The organism is Candidatus Omnitrophota bacterium (assembly GCA_040755155.1).
Lineage (GTDB): Bacteria > Hinthialibacterota > Hinthialibacteria > Hinthialibacterales > Hinthialibacteraceae > JBFMBP01.
The window spans coordinates 101,310-120,396 of the sequence record JBFMBP010000136.1; the positions used below are offsets into that span (position 1 = coordinate 101,310).

13 protein-coding genes are annotated in these 19,087 nt (G+C 49.0%); 5 read left to right on the top strand and 8 right to left on the bottom strand.

What is annotated here, in order from left to right; all coding sequences use genetic code 11:
- Window positions 1–96 precede the first annotated feature (96 nt).
- Both AB1656_20605 and AB1656_20610 read right to left on the bottom strand, forming a co-directional pair.
- Window positions 97–1,263 carry a c-type cytochrome gene (locus AB1656_20605; GenBank protein MEW6237795.1) on the bottom strand — a complete coding sequence of 389 codons (1,167 nt, stop codon included), beginning with the start codon at window positions 1,261–1,263 and terminating at the stop codon, window positions 97–99.
- A 116-nt stretch (window positions 1,264–1,379) separates the two neighbouring features.
- Window positions 1,380–2,438: a cytochrome c peroxidase gene (locus AB1656_20610; GenBank protein MEW6237796.1), complete on the bottom strand. Its 1,059-nt coding sequence runs from the start codon at window positions 2,436–2,438 to the stop codon at window positions 1,380–1,382.
- Window positions 2,439–3,023: 585 nt separating this feature from the next.
- On the opposite strand from AB1656_20610, the gene AB1656_20615 reads away from it, so the two are divergent.
- From AB1656_20615 to AB1656_20625, 3 genes are all read left to right on the top strand, one after another.
- A complete protein-coding gene (locus tag AB1656_20615; protein MEW6237797.1) occupies window positions 3,024–5,897 on the top strand; it encodes a hypothetical protein in 2,874 nt (957 codons plus the stop codon).
- 155 nt (window positions 5,898–6,052) lie between these two features.
- Window positions 6,053–6,472, top strand: coding sequence for a transcriptional repressor (locus tag AB1656_20620; protein MEW6237798.1), 420 nt, complete (start codon window positions 6,053–6,055; stop codon window positions 6,470–6,472).
- Window positions 6,473–6,537: 65 nt separating this feature from the next.
- A complete protein-coding gene (locus tag AB1656_20625) occupies window positions 6,538–7,065 on the top strand; it encodes a peroxiredoxin (protein ID MEW6237799.1) in 528 nt (175 codons plus the stop codon).
- 181 nt (window positions 7,066–7,246) lie between these two features.
- On the opposite strand, the gene AB1656_20630 is transcribed toward AB1656_20625, so the two are convergent.
- Window positions 7,247–7,702 (bottom strand): MerR family transcriptional regulator, encoded by a 456-nt coding sequence (locus AB1656_20630; protein ID MEW6237800.1) that lies wholly within the window; start codon window positions 7,700–7,702, stop codon window positions 7,247–7,249.
- 418 nt (window positions 7,703–8,120) lie between these two features.
- Here AB1656_20630 and AB1656_20635 point away from each other — a divergent pair, with 418 nt between their 5' ends.
- Window positions 8,121–9,587, top strand: coding sequence for a hypothetical protein (locus tag AB1656_20635; GenBank protein MEW6237801.1), 1,467 nt, complete (start codon window positions 8,121–8,123; stop codon window positions 9,585–9,587).
- Window positions 9,588–9,649: 62 nt separating this feature from the next.
- Here AB1656_20635 and AB1656_20640 read toward each other — a convergent pair whose 3' ends face one another.
- Together AB1656_20640 and AB1656_20645 are read right to left on the bottom strand one after the other, a co-directional pair.
- The gene (locus AB1656_20640; GenBank protein MEW6237802.1) at window positions 9,650–10,543 is read right to left on the bottom strand and encodes a hypothetical protein; all 894 of its coding nucleotides are present in this window, start codon (window positions 10,541–10,543) and stop codon (window positions 9,650–9,652) included.
- 284 nt (window positions 10,544–10,827) lie between these two features.
- Window positions 10,828–12,084 carry a DUF1343 domain-containing protein gene (locus tag AB1656_20645; protein MEW6237803.1) on the bottom strand — a complete coding sequence of 419 codons (1,257 nt, stop codon included), beginning with the start codon at window positions 12,082–12,084 and terminating at the stop codon, window positions 10,828–10,830.
- Between the two features lie 205 nt (window positions 12,085–12,289).
- Here AB1656_20645 and AB1656_20650 point away from each other — a divergent pair, with 205 nt between their 5' ends.
- A complete protein-coding gene (locus AB1656_20650; GenBank protein ID MEW6237804.1) occupies window positions 12,290–14,899 on the top strand; it encodes a DUF5696 domain-containing protein in 2,610 nt (869 codons plus the stop codon).
- Between the two features lie 262 nt (window positions 14,900–15,161).
- Here AB1656_20650 and AB1656_20655 read toward each other — a convergent pair whose 3' ends face one another.
- The 3 genes from AB1656_20655 to AB1656_20665 form a co-directional block, all read right to left on the bottom strand.
- The gene (locus AB1656_20655; GenBank protein MEW6237805.1) at window positions 15,162–15,737 is read right to left on the bottom strand and encodes a methyltransferase domain-containing protein; all 576 of its coding nucleotides are present in this window, start codon (window positions 15,735–15,737) and stop codon (window positions 15,162–15,164) included.
- 5 nt (window positions 15,738–15,742) lie between these two features.
- Window positions 15,743–18,073: an alpha-L-arabinofuranosidase C-terminal domain-containing protein gene (locus AB1656_20660; protein ID MEW6237806.1), complete on the bottom strand. Its 2,331-nt coding sequence runs from the start codon at window positions 18,071–18,073 to the stop codon at window positions 15,743–15,745.
- A gap of 250 nt (window positions 18,074–18,323) precedes the next feature.
- Window positions 18,324–18,974 carry a prepilin-type N-terminal cleavage/methylation domain-containing protein gene (locus tag AB1656_20665; GenBank protein ID MEW6237807.1) on the bottom strand — a complete coding sequence of 217 codons (651 nt, stop codon included), beginning with the start codon at window positions 18,972–18,974 and terminating at the stop codon, window positions 18,324–18,326.
- Window positions 18,975–19,087 lie beyond the last annotated feature (113 nt).

The window sequence follows — 19,087 nt, forward strand, 5'->3', positions numbered from 1 at the left end:
GGGCTTTTTAGTTATTTGTAAAGCGTGCCTCTTTCGTTAATCTCAAGGTTGCAGCTATGTAGGGTGGGCTCAAAGCGAAGCGTAGCCCACCTTTCCCTACTGCAGCGTTATCAGCCAGGCGGCGACTATTTTCGTCTCTTCTTCCGTCAACGCAAAGGAAGCCATAGCCCCCATCGGCTGTTCGCGGATTTTCAATTTTGCCGCATTTTCCGCCGTCGGCTGCATCAACCATTGGATCAATACTTCTTCGCTCCTTTTCGCCGCGTTTTCCAAGGGGCCGCCGATGCCTTGGGCGGCGCCCAGTCCTTTCACGGAATGGCAAGCCAAGCAGGTATGCTTCTCGTCCGCCAGAATGGCTTCGACAGCTTCATGGCCTGGCCCCAACATGGACGGAGGCTGAATTTTGAATAATGCCTTCAAAGCTTCCATCAATTTTCCCGCTTGATCGGGAGTGAGTTTTACGCCCGCCATATCCCCCGTAGGCTTTTGCCGGATTCCCAATTTCACGGCTTCCTCGGCGGTTGGAGCAAGCAAAAAGGCCAACACGGCGTCTTCGCGGCGGCTAGCGACGGAATCAAGCGCGCCTCCCGGCTCTAGCGGCCCTTCCTCACCCATTCGGTGACAGGAAAGACACCCCATCGCTGCGATCCTCTCGGTGTTGCCCATTTGAGACAGATCGATGGGATCGTCGGCCCGGTCATGCGCCGCTAAGAGCGAAACGGAAGCGAAAGAAAAGACGCTGGCGGCGATTAATAATGGACCATGAAAGATTTTCAATTTCTCCCGCCAAGTTTTGTAGACAATAATGCTGACAACCGCTCCGCCAACTAGCAAAGCGAACCAAACCAGCTTGTCCGCCCAGGGCGGCATGGGAACGTAATGCGGCGTTGGATGCAGATAGGCGATCGTCCAACTCGACGCGAGAAAAAACGCGCCCGCATAGATGGTGGCGGAACGCTCTCCCAACGCCAAAGCCCCCACCGCCAGGCCGCTGGCCGTAATCAGCGCCATACTGCCGATCGACCAGGGCAAGGAAGCGTCGCCCGCCATAAGGCGCGCCCAAAACACTCCGTCTTCGGCGCGGAAGAGAACCTGCGTCCGCCAGCAGAGGATCAGGGTGGCCGGTCCGATAATCGATATAAGTAAAAGGCCAACCTGCGATAAAACCGCCTTCTTCCGGATGCCGCCCACTAAGGCCAATGCTCCGGAAAGGGCGAAAAGAACTACGCCGATTTGAACGAAAAATAATAAAGTATCGCGCATGGGATTTTCTCCAACGATTTTGATGAATAAATTATAAAGGAACAAAAAGGGGTGCGAAATATCGCGTCCCTTATCCTTAATTCAATAAAAGAAAAACATTGTCAATCAAAACCGCCTCACGGCAGTTTCGGCTCTTCCACCACCGGATATTCGCCGGAAAGGGACTTCAGAAACGCCGTGAGTTGGCCAATCTCTTCGTCGGTAATTTTTTGCGCTTTCAGCGCCCGGAACAACGGATTCAGGTTGGAATTCTCCTTGCCGCCCTCCGCCATGAATCGCACGGCGTCTTCCAATTTCTCTACGCTGCCGTCATGAAAATAAGGAGCGGTATCGGCGATGCTGCGCAGATGCGGAACGCGAAATGCGCCTTTGTCGGACTCGGCTTTCGTAACTTCCATTCGTCCGATGTCCATCTTTTCCTTATCGGAACCGACTCCTGCGTTATAGAATCCCCACGTAGAGAATACCTGCGGCTGATGGCAGGTTGCGCATAAGCCTTTTCCCAGAAAAATCGCTTCGCCCGCCTTGGCTTCTGCGCTGATGGCGTTGGCATCGCCTTTTTTATACTTGTCGTAAGGCGAGTTGCCGGAGAGAATCGTGCGTTCGAATGCGGCGATGGCTTTCGTGATCGTCTCGCGGCTGGCAGGCTGGCCGAATACGGCCTCAAAACGTTTTTTGTATTCGGGAATGGCGTTGAGGTCTTTGGCGACAACGGTCATATCATGCCCCATCTCGATAGGATTCTCGACAGGACCGCCCGCTTGTTCTTCAAGAGTATTCATCCGCCCGTCCCAAAACATAGATGAGGCGTAGGCCGCGTTGACGACGGCGTTGGCGTTGCGTCCGCCGATTTGATCCTTGATTCCTTTGGATGTAGCGCGCGGCTCCGCATATCCGTGTTTGGGAATATGGCAAGAAGCGCAAGCGACGGTATTGTCCTTGCTGAGGCGTTTGTCGAAATAAAGCATCTTGCCCAATTCGATTTTTTCCACCGTCATGGGGTTGTCATCGGGGATCGTAATGTTGGGCAAACCGAGAGGTACGGAAATCTTATAAGGAGTTCCCGTTGGAGCTGCCGAAGCCGGAGCCAAGAAAAGAAGCGCCGAACCAGCAAACGCGAATAAAGCGGCGAACAACAATGTCGAACAAACATGGAAAGCGAATTGTTTCTTCATAAAACAGCCTCCTGAGGATTTCAGATAAATTTTGGTTTAATTTACCACAAAAAAAACGCTGAGCAAAATTATTTTTGGTAAATTTTTGGTTAGCCATCGACTCTATGGTTGCGAAAAAAAGAAAATCGGATTCATCCGGCAAGCGAGTACTTGAGATTATTGACTAATATTACGCATTTCCATTCCCACGCCCTTTGGAATAAGGTAAAGGGGCTAATCTTCATTGTTTAGGCATATACTCGATCCTAAAACATCTTAGCCTTTTTTCGTGTTTTCTTTTTTCCGCGTTTACGTGATTCAATCCGACAAACGCCATCGCGCCATCCTGGTCATCCTTTCATGCTGGATATCTCGATTCAGATATTCATGCAACTATTAAAATCAAATGAAATAATCCGTTAGATGACTAAAACAATACCCGCGTTCCTCTCCCCCGGCAACGCGACATTCTTTCCGAGATTGGCTATACTTATAAAATATGCGCCCAAAAGCGAGAAAGAACGCTCATGATATAAAAATGGAAGACGTTCCCTAAGATTATTCTTTAAAAGAAATTGCTTTATAATTTGAAATGCGAGAAAACTTATGAATAAAACGCTTTGTTTTCTTTTCCTTTTAACTATAACGGCGGCTTCTTATGGTGAGCAAAATCAACTGGAGAGAAAAGTCATCCTGCCGATGATGAAAGACGGTTCCCCCGCCGCCTACGTCTCCTTCGGAACCCAAAAGATCACGCATGGACTGGCCATGGCCAAGCCGGAAGGAACCGAATTCGCCACGGAAGTAAAACTCGGCTTCCTCGGCGTCAAACCGGCGGATAACTCCTCCAATCAGTTTCTCTCTTTCCAGACGGCTACGGACGAATTGGCGCAAACAACGGGAACCTTATACGTCTCCATTCAATTTTTCGACGAAGGAAAAAGGTCCCTTGAAATCGAATACCTCTCTGCCAAAGACAAGAACGCCGCCGAATTGAAGCGGGACCGCTTGTTTCTAGGCAACAGCAAAATATGGCAAGAACAAACTTTTATGTTGACGGACGCCATTCTGGATCATTCGCTGCCGGGAGACTCGGACTTTCTAATTTACTGCGGCGGCGTCTTTTTGCGCAACGTAGCATTGTCGCGCGTTCCTTTAGGCAAAATGCAAAATACGATCAGCCCCGGCTTTCAACAACAGGAAATGACGCTGCCCCCCGGATTTCTAGTCGGCGTATATCCTTCCTCTTCCAATGACGCGAACTTGTGGAAACAGGACGAAGAACTGGCGGAAAAAGCGAAACTATACCCTTCCTGGGGAACGCGCAACGTCGTGGAAACAATCGATGCCGGGGAAATGCGGAAAGGGCGGATTTACGATTTTACTCCTTATTCAGAAACTGCCCAAACCATGGCCAATTACGGCTTAAATTGGGTTCCCCGCTTCAAAATCGGCGATACTCGCTATCTGCCCACAAGCGCCATCGAAAAACTGCAAAAGGCGATGGGATCGGACAAAGCGGCGGAAGGCCCCATGATCTCCTTATGGGACGATCGTTTAATTCTTGTATACAATGAAATATTCTCTGATATGCAGCGAATCGTCCCCTCGGATCGCCTGCCATTGGCGATTCTCTCCTTCGCCGGCGATTGGGGGCCGTTGTTTCATTCCAGCGAGGGGACGTCGTCCTCGGCGGGGTGGCCGGATTTTTGGGCGGGCGATCCTCTCGCCGTGAAAAATTATCAAGATCATCTACGCCTTCGCTATGGAAACATTAGAACCCTAAGCGCGGCTTGGAACGAGCCGAATCTCGCCAATTGGAACGAAATCAAACCCGTGCTATCGACGGATATATCCATCAATCGCCGTTTGGATACGCTTTCCTGGTATCAATCCGCATTGTCCCGTATGGCTGGCCAGATTACGGAAAGAATGGCGGCTCTCTTCCCTCGAACGAAACTCGTCATAGAAATCGGCGACGAGTTTCAAATGGGAGCGACGGATATCGCCGCTTTTGTAGATATAGCCATCAAGAATAACGCCTCCCTGGTTATGATTACCAAAGAACCATTACCGACGGTTTCTTATATGTGGCTGCTGCTGTCGACCGAATGCCGCCGCAAGAACGTTTCCTTCGGATTGCGGTTGAACCTCAATCCCGGAACGGCGGGCATTCTCGGCTCGCTCTATTCGCTGGCAAGCGAAGGCGGTTCCCTGCTCTTCTTTAACGAAGACGATCTCGCCGTCTCCGACTCTTGGAACCGATACGCCAATACAATGAACCGATTGCGGACGACGATTCCCCTGCGCCGTATCGCGGCGTTGTTTCCTCGGCTATCGCTTTCGGTCGAATCGCCCGCGCCATACGACCGTCTCGTCCGCGAGATGAGAGACCGGTTCGCCTTCGACGTAATCGACGAATCGGACCTGCTGACCATCAACTCCAACCAATATCCCCTCATCTTTAGCCCCTGGGGTAATCTTTGGTCCGAAAACTCCATTGCGGCGTTGCAAAATCTCGTTAGAGCGGGATCGGCTCTCGTCGTTTTGACCGATCGTCCATGGAGAACGCCGAACGGAAACGTTTCCTTCAACGAAAGAATCTTCGCCGCCAAGTTGAAGCGCGTTGGCAGCCAGTGGACTATCGAACCGCGGCGCAACCGGATCAATCCGGCGAATGATCGTTCCAGACCCTCCTCTTCCTTCAACCTGTTCCTTGGAACATCGGGAGACAATCCCTTCCTTACGGGCGACTGGAGCGCTCCAATCGATGAAGAAGCGGGCAAACGGTACGGATTGGAATTTCCTTCCTTCCGTTTCGCAGGGAAAGAAGCCGGAGTGGTTATGAATATGGTTCCACGAAGACCCTATCGCCTGGAAATCGAGGGATTTCTCCCTCAAGGAAAGACTTTTCAAGTTTTTATCAACAGAAAATTAATAGATACGATAGCAGGAAATGGGGAGTTTCAATGGGATCGCATCGTTATGCTTCCCAGTCGAATGGCGCGAGTTGAGTTAACCGGAACAACGTGGAGCACAGGCGAGGTTTTAGGCGCCACGCAAACTATTCGGGTGGGAATGGCCGTCAGCCGGATCGCGATGGTCCCGCCGAATATGCGCAAAGATTCCGAGCGCTTCGATTCTCAACAAATGGCGCTCGATTTTCAACGCGGCGCCTTGCGCGGCAGCTGGCTGCGCGAATTGGGGCGAGGAGTAACGTTTCTTTCGACGAACCAGTATATGAACGAAGGAGTCTTTATGGAGTTGATAAGCGCTATTGCGCAAAATCCTATGTTGTTGGATCCACGTTTCCGCTTCGCGATTCCCCCCGATTCGGAAGGGAACAATATTTTTGTCAGTCAACAAACAGGAACAACAGTCTATTTGAATCGAAACAACCAATCGGAACAAATTGCGAGAGATGCCGGATCAAACCGGCGTATCGCTTTACCTCCTGCATCATTATTTTACGCGAATTAGTTCTATTTTGTTTTTTCGATAGAAATTTGCTGTTTTATAATTGGTTTTTCCCTTTCAAGCCGATATTATTATCTCGAAGGTTCTGGCAACCAATTCCTTTAATTTAAAAAAAATTATTTGCATTTTTGTTTTTATTGATTATAATAAGAATAAGAATGGTTATCATTTTTAAAGTGAAAAACAATCGACTTCATAGCAAAAAACGAAATCGAATCCTGGAAATTATCCGAGGCAGCGACAAACACCCCTCGGCGGATTGGATTTATGAACAAATGAAAAGAGAGTATCCCGGCGTAAGCCTGGGGACGATTTATCGAAATTTGAAAATTTTGGAGGAAGACGGTTTGATTTATATTGCCTCGACGGGAGGAGAATTAAGTCATTATGACGCCAATCCTTCCTTACACCATCATATAACCTGTGAAATATGCGGAAAAATCGCCGATATCGAATATGAAATTGATTCTCGTATCTTCAACGACATCAAAGCAATAAACGGATTCGAAATCACTTCAAAACGATTAGGTTTTCATGGGATATGCCCAGAATGTCAGTTGGCGAAAAAAAAGAGATAATTTTGCGGTTGTTTAATCGCATATAATCCAATCCATCCAATTTTGAAAAGAAGGAGACAAAAAGCATGGCAATCCAAATCGGACAACCGGCCCCAGGTTTTGAGGTGGAAGCGCTGGTAGGAAAAGATTTCAAGAAGATCGGCCTGAGCGATTACAAGGGAAAATGGGTATGTTTATTCTTCTATCCCCTTGATTTCACTTTCGTTTGTCCCACCGAAATCGTTGAATTCAACAACCGCTCCAAAGATTTCAAGTCGAGAAGCTGCGAAGTGATCGGCGGCAGTACGGATAGCAAATTCTCTCATTTGGGTTGGTGTAAATCCCACCCGCAATTGGCCGATCTGAAAATCCCCTTGCTGGCGGATTACAACAAGAGCATTGCCAAGGATTACGGCATCCTCAAAGAAGACCTCGGCGCGGCGTTTCGCGGGACATTCCTTATCGATCCCGACGGCATTCTTCGCTTTATCTATATCACCGATCTTTCCGTTGGCCGCAACGTGGACGAAGTATTGCGCGTTCTCGACGCGCTGCAAACCGGCGAGTTGACGCCATGCCAGTGGAAAAAAGGCGATGCGCCGCTGAAAGTCTAAATTATTCACCAAATATCCATTAAAAAATCGGGACGCTGGCATCGCGGGGGTGGCAAGGGCAAGGTTGTTTCTGCCCTTGATTCATACCTTCGACTTGTGGATTAAGATCAAATAACCGGGACGCTGTAAAAACGGCGTCCCGGCGATTTCTTTTCATCCACCAATGAATCGGGAATAGGATTCAATCCAACAAACGAAGGATTTTTTGAAGTTCTTCTTTTATGGTTCGCAGAGATAATGCTTTAGGGAGTTCCGCTGCTACTGTCGCGGCGGGTATGTCTTCTTCGGCGAAATGTATTTCAGGCGCGGGTTCTTTAACTGTTTCTTTCAGGGAGTCTCTTTCAGCGCGGATAGCTTGCAAACCCGTCTTCAGTTTTCTTTCGGCGCCGTCCAGCGTGTATCCCTCATAATAAAGAAGATGCACGATCTCATAGAGCAGTTCCAAATCGCTGCGTGTATATTTGCGTTGATTTCCCCCCACGCGCTTAGGATTCAGCTTGCTGAATTTGGTTTCCCAATAGCGCAAAACATGGGGTTCAACCCCAGTAAATTCGCTGGTTTCGCTTATAGAATAATAGATCTTATGCGGAACTTCTTCCAGCGGTTTTGGTTTAGGACGAGAGCGATTCGTATTCATTGCCATAACATATTGAATGATAAAATGATAATGGGGTTCAGGTCAAGGACTTTTTTAATTTTTTGTCAATATTTATTCTTCGATGGCCATTTCTTAGGATAAAAATTACCGTTATACTTCAGAATGGGATTGAATAACAATAGAGATGGTTTAAGTTTCTTACAAGACGCAAGTAAAGAAAGATTGCTTAAAACGCTTTATAAACTACGAGTTTCCTAACGAAATTAACTATTTTCGATATTGGAACTAGATTCGAAATTGTCCCCTCACCACCTTGGAGAGGACTAGGATGAGGGGACTATGCAATAAACCAACTTACAAAATCAATGTCATAAACCACCAACAGCAAGATAATATGCGAAGCATCGTGAACTCTTCCCTCATATCGCAGCCAATCCGTCATGGAGCGTATTGACGAATGCCTTTAGAACAATTCGTAAAAACGGAAGCAGAACTGCTATCGATCGCCGAATCGATGGCCATACTTGCCAAGCGTAAAAAATTGAGCGTCTTACGCTATCGGCAAATCGTTTTCGATTCCATGTATATCGATCGAGGACGGAAAAATATCAGCCGTTGCTCTCTTAGCGCCACTTATAATGAAGAAGATATTCATGCGCAGATTTATTCGTCCGTCCACGGCGAAGAGATGTTCGATTACAACATTCCGCAATTCGAGGAATGGAAAAGGCGGTCGGAAGCGCCTTATCTCTTTACGAATAAGGGATTTCCCTTGCCAACCGAACGTTTCGTCGACGTACGCCGCCTGCCATCCAATTTTGAACGGTGGGATGCCGACTTTCAAGCATTTACTCGGGAATACAAAAACGAACGCATCACCCGCGATTTTGGCGTCGAACAGCAAATCGTCGTCAATTCGCGGGGAGGAGCCATCGTCGAATCGCGGCCATTCATGTCCATTCACTACCGCCAGGGATATCACCCCTATATGGCCACGCGAAGCATCGGGGCCTATGTTTCGACGAACGAGGACGTCGACAAATTGCCGCTCTTAATCAAATACATTCCCGATCCCACGCCCGACCACTGCGTAAACGCTGCCGAGACCTTTACCGAAGCGTTTTCGCGCCTGCATAAGATATCCCATGAAATCGTATATCCCGATCTCGAATCTTCGGGATTGTCCGACGAACTAACTCATGATGTGATCATGCTGAGCGGCGTGCCTATTCACGAAATTTTCGGCCACCAGTTCGAAGAACCGGTTTATCCTCTCCAAGTGGGTCAGCAATCGTTATTTCCCATCGGCAAAAACGTGCAAAACGGCAATTTGATCCTGCGCGACAATCCGCGCCAGACGATCGAAGGATTGGACGTCTTGGGTTCTTATCGATTCGACAGTTACGGCCGTCCTTCCCAGGAAAAAGTTCATATCGAAAATTCCCGCGTCAAGGAGCATCTCGGCTGCGAATATGTGGATTTGAAAAATTTAAAGACTTTTCTCGGCGTGGAGAAAAGTCGTTCCGTAGGCAACGCCCGCCAAGGCGATGACGGCTACTTTCCCCAAGCGCGCATGTCGTGTACGGTTCTGGAAGGTAAAAAGGAAGAAGAGATCGATTGGCAAGGGAAAGTATTGATGGTTCCGTTCAACGGCTACGTCCTCGACGGCAATTTCTTCAAAGTGATGTCCTCGGAATGCTACGCCATCGACGGCGGCGGCCAACCGAAGCGATTAGGACCCTTAGAAGGCAGCCGAGCGATTTACGACGCCATTATCGGGATGCACATTCTTCCGGGAAAATCGCATCATGTCGGATCGTGCAGCAAACCGGGCGTAATCGAAGACGGCGACGAATCGGAAGTGACGGTTTCCTTCTTTACTAACCACCAGATGTGGGAACACTTGACCTTGCGGTCGATTTAGGCGAAAGAATGTTATTAAACCCTTTATATAGCTTGCGCTCGTAATAAAAGCAATTTAATTTATTATCTCCCCTTCCTCGTCGTAAAAGCCATGCGATTCGACGATTTTTTATCTTCTTCTTCTTTTTCCGCTTCCGGCTGCATGGCTTTCAATTGCTCGATTACGGATTCAAATACGGTAATAAACTCTTGAAGGACCGTGTATTCCTCTCTTCGCTGTTCGAGTTGAACGCCCAAACGATCCAAAGCGGCGGTAAGACCTTTTATGTCATTAGCGCTATTGATGCCCGCGACATCGATTCTATTATTCTTGAGAACTTCCACGACTTTGGAGACCGCTTTCATCACGGAAGGCTTCGATGTCGCCCGGAGCTTGCGGACGAATTCCCGCGATATTTGAGAAAATTGATCGCCAAGTTCGACTTCGCGCTTATAGATCAAACGCTGCGATTTCAACTGCTCCAAAACGGTCTGCATATATTCGGTCAGCAAAGTATGAATCAAAGAACGGGTGGGTTTTAACTTTCCCGTCATCGCTTGCGCGAATTTCATTTTCGCTTCATGCAGGTCTATGGCGCGGTATTCGCAAATCGTTCCATGCCGGGTCAAATATTCGATGTTCTGATTGCGATCGTCCTCGCTGAAACCGCTGGATCGGGAAGAAAAAAGCCAATCGATATATTGCTTGGAACTGTCGATCGAATGGACGGTATCCGCCAAACGCTCGTCTTCGCCCATCAGTTTATCTACGATATTACGATCGGGACAAGCGACTTTCGTCTTGGTGGAAGTCCGGCTGGAAAGATTCGTTAAAATTTCCTGAATCGTTCCGACGACAATCCGTCCATTGACGAGTTTCGTCATAATCTCGCTGCGTTTAACGCCGGGATTTCTTTTTAAATACTCCTCGATTATGGTTTCTTTGAACTGCTCTGCGGCATGGGAGTATTCGGCCATCGCTTTATTACCCAACCATGATTAAACGGAAATTATAATGTTTAACCGATTTGGCTTTCTTAATTTTAATTTGAGCTGAATCTATCTTAGCACTTTTCGTTGCGACAGGCAGGTTGTATCCGCCATTATTCCCAAACGTATAGAAAATTCATAGAGGAATCGAATTCCAATAATGAAACGAATATATTCTACACTAATCTTAAGCAAACAGACATCGATTTTTTAGACTTTTTTGCTTCCCGATCTTGGATTTTAAAAAAATAACCGTTCACAGAAGAAACGCTTCAATCGTATAATAAATATTTTCCCCGTATTTTTCGAAACCTCTCCAATCCTTCCTCTGTTGTTTTCATGATGGAAGCATAATCTTCGCCGGATTCCAACATCGCGCGCAAATCCTCATTTCCCCAAAGATTATCGAGATAATTCCTAGTTTTGAAGTCGGTTTCAAAATTTTTCGCGGCGGAACATAACATGGCGACGGATAATGGAATGGGTTGAAATCTTCGCCGGTCGATGACATGCAGCCTTAAGCCATCACAAGGAACATCTTTGTATTTGGGATTTTCGTCCATGCCTACAATACTGCGGGGCGTAAAAGAAACGGCGCGTATCTCCACTCCGGCCATCAATGCTTTGGGGATACTCATCAGCCATTTCTCGCTATCGATATATGGCGCACCCACCGTCATAAACGGCGTCGGCGTCCCCCTTCCTTCCGATAGATTCGTCCCTTCAAAGAGGCACATTCCCGGATATACAGTGGCCGTTTCGAGATCGGGCATATTGGGGGATGTTTTCGTCCAAGGCAATCCAGTTTCATCGTACCACATCGTTCGTTTGTATCCCGTCATTTTTACAACCGTCAAATTCGCATTCAAACTAAAACCTAGATAAGTCTCCCGATTGAACATCTGCGCCAGCTCGCCCGCCGTCATGCCATAGCGCGTGGGCAGCGGCGCCGCTCCTACGAAACTGGCGTTGGGTGGCAGCGTAATGGAACCTTCAACGCGAGAGGCGTCGATGGGATTGGGGCGGTCGAGAACTATGAATTGGATGCCATCCCGTTTTGCCGCTTCCATAGCGAGAAATAGACTAGATATAAAGGTGTAAAACTTAACTCCAACGTCCTGAATATCGTAAATCAAAACATCAATATCTTTCAACATTTCCCGCGTCGGCTCGCGATAGGCGCCGTAAAGGCTAAATACTCGCAATCCGCCCTCAATGCTGTCTTGAATATCGGCGCCATCGTCCACATTGCCGCGATATCCGTGTTCCGGTCCGAAAACGGCTATAACCTTAGCATGTTGGGAAATCAAATCGACAATGGAGCGCCCTTGCGCATCGAGTGACGTATGATTGGCAATGATTCCTACTTGCTTGCCTTCGACTAAATCAAGTTGACGGATTAGCAAATTTTCCAGACCCAAGACGACTTGAGAATGCGCATGGACGGCGGCGATCATGATAACGGCTCCCTCCAAAATAACCATCGCGCAATATTTGCGAAAGAAATCCATTCGAGCATATCTCTTCATTGCGAAATCCTCCCCAAAATTAGATGGCGCAAAACGAGTATCCAAAGGATGAAAAACGATACTGTTTATGCCATAATCTCCGATCGACTTAAACCGGAAAATCATCATAACTCTAAACAGCAGCCTGCATGAAGAGCGCTAGGGCATGGCTAAAAGATTCAAACTAACGGCCGTTTTCTATCCTGTTTATCGAGAGGAACGTTTAATGATTGTGAACGCTCAAACCAAAACTGCTTTTAAATGTTTTCCCCTTTTCTTCTTATTTCTTCTGGCCGCGCCCCAAGGTTTCGGCGCGGATTCATCTTTTAAACCGGCGGGACTTGCTTTCTCCGTCACTCCCGCCATCGCCGCGCCCGGTTCCCATTTGCGTTGCCAATTCCAATTCGCCAATCAGGGAATCGAGCCTTCGTCGGCGCCGGAAAGGATTTTCGTCCATTTCGAATCCAATCGGGATTGCGCCGCCATCCAATGGCAGGCGGATCATGAGCCTCTCATCCCTACGACTTACTGGATGCCGGGCGACGTTATCAAGGATGGTCCCTTCTACGTTTCGATTCCAGAAAATACTCCGGAAGGGGAATATTTCGTCCATATCGGATTATGGAATCCTGTTTCCGGCGCCCGCAGTTTGGACGTTTATTTGCCGGATGCCATCCGCATCGAAAACGGCGCTTCTCTATTGGAAAACGCCGCCATCGAACCTTTGGCTTACGATGAAACCGTCCGCCGTATGCAGACTCTCCAACGCCGGTTCGATCAAGGAACGATCGCCGAATTGGAAAACGATAAAATTCACTTTCAATTGCAATGCGAAACGGGAGTGTTCTCCATCCATAATAAATCGAACAATATGACCTGGCAAAGTCTGCCTGGCATTCCTTTTGGAACCGTCTACGCGCAAAAAAACGGAAAGCGCCAAAGAGCCGTTCTTTCATCTCTATCCATTCTTCAGAAGGACGCGAAGCAATGCGCGCTCCAAAAAGATATAGATGGTCAACCCTTGTTGGACCTTACGATTCGCTTGGAAAAAAACGATTCGGCATTAACGTTTTCCTGGACGCCCGCGCCTGAATGGTCGTTGGAGGAAATCGATTTCGACTCTCTGCTATGGACGACGGAATCCCTAGGCGGCGGCGCCGTCATCCCCCGGTTGATGGGGCAGTTTTTCCTGGCCGGCGCTACGGAAGAATTCAACCAGACGTATCGCACCTACGACGGTTGGGGCGGACTGAATATGCCGATGAGCGGGATTCTGCGCCGCCGAGACGCCGCCATGATCTCCTGGAACAACAATTATGCTTCCATTCGATGCCAATCCACTCTCGTAACGGACAGCGCCATTCCCGGCGGGAGATTATCTTCACTCAGCTTGCATTGTCCCACACAGGCGAATTCCTTCCGCCTGCAAGCGCTCGACAATGAATCCTACGTAGATCTAGCCAAAGCCTACCGTCGGCAAGCGGCGGCTAATAAAACCTTGGCAATATGGCGCGAGAAACTGAATGGGAATCGCGAGGCGTCCCGTCTTTTCGGCGCTCCCATATTTAAACCTTTCGTTTGCGTTCGCCAACTCCGCAAAGACGATAAAGGCGAAATCAAGGAAACGGTTTACAATTCCTACTCGGCGGACGATTGCCTGGCGCTGGCGCAGCATATTCATGACGATTTGAAACTGGAAAAAACGCTATTCGTATTGGCGGGATGGATTCATCGCGGCTACGACAATCAGCATCCCGACATCCTTCCCGCCGCGCCGGAGATCGGCGGCGATCAGGGCGTGGAGCGCATTTCGGCCCGCGTCCGCTCCTACGGTTATCTCTTCGGTCTTCACGACAATTATCAGGATATGTATGAAGACGCGCCTTCGTGGAACCCATCGATGCTCATCATGAACCGCGACGGCAGCCGCAGGAAAGGCGGCGTATGGGCTGGAGGGCAAGCGTGGCTGATCGCCTCCAATTACGGATGCCAACTAGCCGCCCGCAATCTGCCTGAAGCGAAAAGACTCTATGAACCCAACGCCTATTTTATCGATACTACTTTCGCCGCTCCCTTGTACGAATCTTACGATCCTCTTTTTCCCATGACCTACGACGACGATTTGAAATACAAACAATCGCTATTCAAACAAGCCGGACGCTTCTTCAGCGTCATGGGATCGGAGACGGGCATGGAATTCGGCGTCCCCGTCACGCACTATTTCGAGGGCATCCTCAGCGGGCGCGAGTTGATTAAGAATTTCCCCCATCCCGGCGCCATTCCCATACCATTCTTTCCCCTTGTCTTCCATGACTGCATCGCCATGTATACCCACCAGGGCGACCGTTGCGGCATCGGCGACGCCCGCAAAATTCTGCGCCATCTTATTACGGGATCCATGCCGCTTTACAATATCGGCCCGCATCAATATTGGAATACCGAGTTTCCGGAAGTGGATTTTACCCAGCCGGAATATTGCTTCGCGCGCAGCGGCGACGGCTGGGGAAAAGGCAAACATCCCATGGATCGGTTCATCAAAAACACGTATGAGTTTCTCTCGCCCTTCTCGGAAGCGACAGCCATACTTCCCATGACCGGCCACGAATACGTCAAGGACGATCTTTCTGTTGAACGCTCCTGGTTCGGCGAAAACTGGTCGGTAATCGTCAATTACGGCCCCAACGATTACCTGGCGGGCAAAACCCTCCTGCCGCCGATGGGCTTCATCGCCGCCGGCCACGACTTTCTGGCGCAGCATTACTACCCCGACGCCAACACGAAAAGAAGCATGTTATTAGTGAAAAAGGGGAATAAGACTTATATTGGATTCCGGTGATTATTTCGTTTCACAAAACCGTCTATCGAAGAAAATGGAGGATTGCGCTACTCATTGATGCGGCCCAATACCATTGAAGCTAACTACTATTATCATTCGATTGGTAATTCATGATTTTGCGCAATTACAAGCGTCCTTGCAGCCATTCTTCCCGCGGAATATCGGCTTGCTTCAGATCGTAGGATGGGTCGCATCGTTTGAATTATTTCTATTTGTAACATCCCTTAAAAACGATAGGGCGAAAACGAGCTCCGTCCTCTTTTTACATCGCCTTTTGAACGATAAGTCCATAATGGTAGGGCGGCAAATCGATAATCCCATCATGAACAGGGACTAAACCTTCCCGTTGCGACCATTCGAGGCATTGTTCCGGCTTCGGGCGAATCTCCAAAGATGGGCCTCTTGGCGTAGATGAATCGTATATCCAATGAATAATTCCTGCTTTCCCTTTTTTTTTCAAAACGCGAAGAACTTCGCGCAACAGTACTCCCGGTTCCTCAGCATGAAGCAAATTGAACAACATGACATAATCCACGCTGCCATCGGGAAATCCGGTTCCGTTGCGCATAAAATCTCGCTGTAGGCAAAAAACGTTATTCAATCCCAGTTTTCGCGCCTTTTCTTTTGTTCTTTGAAGCATTTGGAATTCGATATCCAAAGCGTATATTTGGCCGGATATGATCTGTGCGGCTGGAATCGTAAACGTTCCATAACCGCACCCGAATTCCAGTACATCTTTACAATCGGGCGTAATCTGCATTTTATGCAAAAGCTGCGCGGGTTGGAAAAAACTTTCCCACCATTGTTCATCCGGCATGCCGCTGTCGCGAATTTTCATTAGCTTTATTCCGCCTTCCATTCATATAAAGAAATGCTCATAGGCGGAACAACGATTTTCCGTCCCAGGTTGTCGATTTTGGATTCCTCGATTTTGACTTGCGGTTCTTTTCCCGGCTCGTTGGACGCCATTTCATCGTCTCCGGCGATTCGCCATAATTTGCCTTCCTTCCCAATTTTGATTCCTTTGAACGCCAAGTCCAATTCTTGGTCTTGGCGCGTGGGATTAACAATGGAGATGGTCAGTGTTTTGCCGTCGGCGCTTTTGGCGGCGGCTACGTCCAGCGGCTCCGGTTCGCCCAGCGCCTTGATGGGAATCGTTCCATAATGGTTGCGGTAGAGTATTAAAGGTAAACCTGGCGCGGTGAAGGCGGCGTCCGTCTTGGTGGTTTTGATGCAAGGAAGAATATTGACGGTTTGAGCGTAATTGGCCATGAAAACGATATCGCTGTTGCGATAAAATTCGTTCAGTCCCGCCGCGATGCCCAGCGCGTCCCGTAATGTTTGCACTTTCCAATAATTCCACTCATCCATCGCAATGCGGATATCTTTGCCTTTCAAAGCGCCAATGGTTTGGCGGTAGCGGCGGTGCGTATTGGAGATGCGGCGGACGTTGTTGGTTATCTGTTTCACATGCGGCAGCAAGCCCTTTTGTTGATCGCAGTAAAAGTGTTCGCTTATCAAATCCATGCGATCGGCGCATTCCTTCAGCATGGTTTCGCTCCACTTTCCCGCCGCTCCAACGGCGATCAGTTGGATGGAGGGATCGGCGCTGCGCATTTCATCCGCGAATCGATTATGCTTCTTGACGTAATCTTCCAGCGGCATGTGGCCGAGCTGCCAATCGCCGTACATCTCGTTGCCTATACCCCACCAATGAACGTTATACGGCTCTTCCGAGCCGTTTTGCGCTCGTAATTTCCCCATCGGCGTTTCCGCATCGCCGTTGGCGTATAGCAATTCGTCTACTGCATTTTGCACTTTACCCAAACCGCTATTGACGACGATCAACGGCTCGGTTCCTATCTCCCGGCAAAAGACGATAAATTCGTCCAGACCGAAATCGTTCGGCTCGACGCCTTTCCAGGCTAGATTCTCGCGCGGCGGTCGTTGGTCGCGTTCCCCGACGCCATCGCGCCAATCGTAGCCGCTGACGAAATTGCCGCCGGGCCAGCGGTAAATGGGCGCGTTCAGTTCTTTTAATAGTTTCAGTGTATCGGCTCTCATGCCTAACACATTGTCGGTAGGCATGAGCGATGCGGTTCCGATGCGCAGAACGCCAGTTCCTTCAGATACGATTTCCAACTGGCCGTCGGCCGCATCCGCCTTCGCTGTAAAATGAAGTGAGGATGTCGTATAGGCTTCCGCCAATTGATCGATCGCAATCGTTTGTCGATCCCAAGGCTCCGGCCCCCAGATCAAGCTAACGCGAACTGGCGCGGCGCTGGAACTGCCGGAAAGAACGATGCGTCCGTCATAATCCATTCCCTTTTTCAAGCCCAATCCTTTTTGGACAATCCCCCGCGCCTCATTGGGTCCCGCCAATTCCACCCAGGGCGTATGTTCGCCCACGTAGGATTTATCTTTGCGCATGGTCACGGCGGCTTTGGCGCCCACGGCCTTCCAGGGCGATTCCGCCGCTCCTACGGCGTAGTAGAACTTGCGGTCTTCCAGCATTTCCGCCCAGATGCCGCCATAGATGCAGCGTCCCAGATGTTCGATGAACTGTCCGTAAATATATTTCGAGATCGGCGCGCCTTCTTTGGAAGCGTCGATTACGACGGACGGTTCGAAGACCAAGGTTGAAATGCGCTCCAGGCTCAAATCGTCGAACCATGCCTCTCCTATTGCTAAGCCCCCTCCGCCCAACAGGCAATTGATCTGCAGGCTGTCGTTATCGTTCGTTTCGAACGTCGTTTCCACTTGCATCCAGTCCGTGTTACCCGTCAGCGCTTTCGTTTTGATGCCTTCAATATTTTGTAGATTGAGCAAAGCCCCTTCCCCGCCCCGCGTTTCCAGGATCGCCGTTTTGATCCATCCCGATAAGCGGTATTGAGAAAAAGGCTCTACGGAAACGATTATCGTCCAGGAAGCGTCTCCGCCTTCCTGCGAAGAGATTTTGACGCTGCGTTGGCCCGAATGCCCCGTTTCAGCATAGGCGAACTCTGCTTTTCCCTGCCAGATATGCGTTTTCCAATCGGCGGGACTGTCTTTGGCGGCTTTCTCGAAGGAGGGATTGGGGAGAAGATTCTCCGCCGAATAAGCAATGGACGTAATAAAACTAAAAATTACTATTGAAGCGAACAAGCGTAGATAACTTACTGTCTTTTTTCGCATTTCTATTTCTTCCTTAACTCATGTTACGCGTCATGGGTAATTAAAAAAATTTCTTACTATCGTCGTTTGAATCACGAAAACACGAAAGGATTAAGAAAAACACGAAAAAAAGAAAAAAAACAGTTGACGTAAGCAATCGCGTTGTGCGAAAGATTTTTCCGTGAAATCCAAAAAAATCCGCGATATCCGTGATGCAAAAATTTCGTGGAATTCGCCGTTTTTTCGAGGCTTCGTGATTCTATCGAAATTTTCACCCGCCGCGAACCGTAAGATCTCCGGAGCTAACCAAGCCGTTCGTTGCATCGTAAGGGATGCCTCGAGGCCGTTGGTCCAATTCTTCCACCGTCGTATCCGGCCCCATTCCCAACAAAGCCCATTGATTCTCGCGCAGCGGCGACAATCCCCTGAGTTCGGCGTTTCCCGGCCATAGCGCTTGAAAATTATTATCGTTGCCTTCGATGACGGCTTCATTATCGCCGTAAAAATAAGTACCCGCCAAGGCGATGACCAGCCGGTTGCTGGTCGCCGTGATTTTGCCGAAGAAGGGATCGTTAGGAATAGCGCTGATGTAGGAAACGGGAGAAGTGAGATTAGCCAGGATGCAGCGCTGGTTGCGCACGGCGTCGTCCTGGTTGTCCGGCGAGCATAATCCCCATTTTTTCACCCGCTCCCATACGACGGGCGATCCCTCGTCCCAAAAATCGACGAGCATGCAATTATTGTCTATGCGGAAAGACTCAATCGCTGTCCCTAAACTCTTCATGTCCGCCTGGGAGCGGGCGATCTTGGCGCGAATTTGCGCATTGAGAAAATTCGGAACCGCTATAGCGGCCAGAATTCCTATAATGGCGACAACGATCAGCAATTCAATCAACGTAAATCCATTCCTTCTCCACTTCATTGATTTCCTCCCGAAAATCATGGGATCAAAAGATTGCTGCCTATCAGTATTGTAATTCATAACGTCAATTTCGCATAAACGGCGGTTGAACAAAAGGGAAGTTAGAACTTATC

Excerpts from the sequence above, each read along its gene's own strand:
- AB1656_20605 (MEW6237795.1), bottom strand. The coding sequence starts at position 1,263 with ATGCGCGATACTTTATTATTTTTCGTTCAAATCGGCGTAGTTCTTTTC.
- AB1656_20610 (MEW6237796.1), bottom strand. The coding sequence starts at position 2,438 with ATGAAGAAACAATTCGCTTTCCATGTTTGTTCGACATTGTTGTTCGCC.
- AB1656_20615 (MEW6237797.1), top strand. The coding sequence starts at position 3,024 with ATGAATAAAACGCTTTGTTTTCTTTTCCTTTTAACTATAACGGCGGCT.
- AB1656_20620 (MEW6237798.1), top strand. The coding sequence starts at position 6,053 with ATGGTTATCATTTTTAAAGTGAAAAACAATCGACTTCATAGCAAAAAA.
- AB1656_20625 (MEW6237799.1), top strand. The coding sequence starts at position 6,538 with ATGGCAATCCAAATCGGACAACCGGCCCCAGGTTTTGAGGTGGAAGCG.
- AB1656_20630 (MEW6237800.1), bottom strand. The coding sequence starts at position 7,702 with ATGAATACGAATCGCTCTCGTCCTAAACCAAAACCGCTGGAAGAAGTT.
- AB1656_20635 (MEW6237801.1), top strand. The coding sequence starts at position 8,121 with ATGCCTTTAGAACAATTCGTAAAAACGGAAGCAGAACTGCTATCGATC.
- AB1656_20640 (MEW6237802.1), bottom strand. The coding sequence starts at position 10,543 with ATGGCCGAATACTCCCATGCCGCAGAGCAGTTCAAAGAAACCATAATC.
- AB1656_20645 (MEW6237803.1), bottom strand. The coding sequence starts at position 12,084 with ATGAAGAGATATGCTCGAATGGATTTCTTTCGCAAATATTGCGCGATG.
- AB1656_20650 (MEW6237804.1), top strand. The coding sequence starts at position 12,290 with ATGATTGTGAACGCTCAAACCAAAACTGCTTTTAAATGTTTTCCCCTT.
- AB1656_20655 (MEW6237805.1), bottom strand. The coding sequence starts at position 15,737 with ATGAAAATTCGCGACAGCGGCATGCCGGATGAACAATGGTGGGAAAGT.
- AB1656_20660 (MEW6237806.1), bottom strand. The coding sequence starts at position 18,073 with ATGCGAAAAAAGACAGTAAGTTATCTACGCTTGTTCGCTTCAATAGTA.
- AB1656_20665 (MEW6237807.1), bottom strand. The coding sequence starts at position 18,974 with ATGAAGTGGAGAAGGAATGGATTTACGTTGATTGAATTGCTGATCGTT.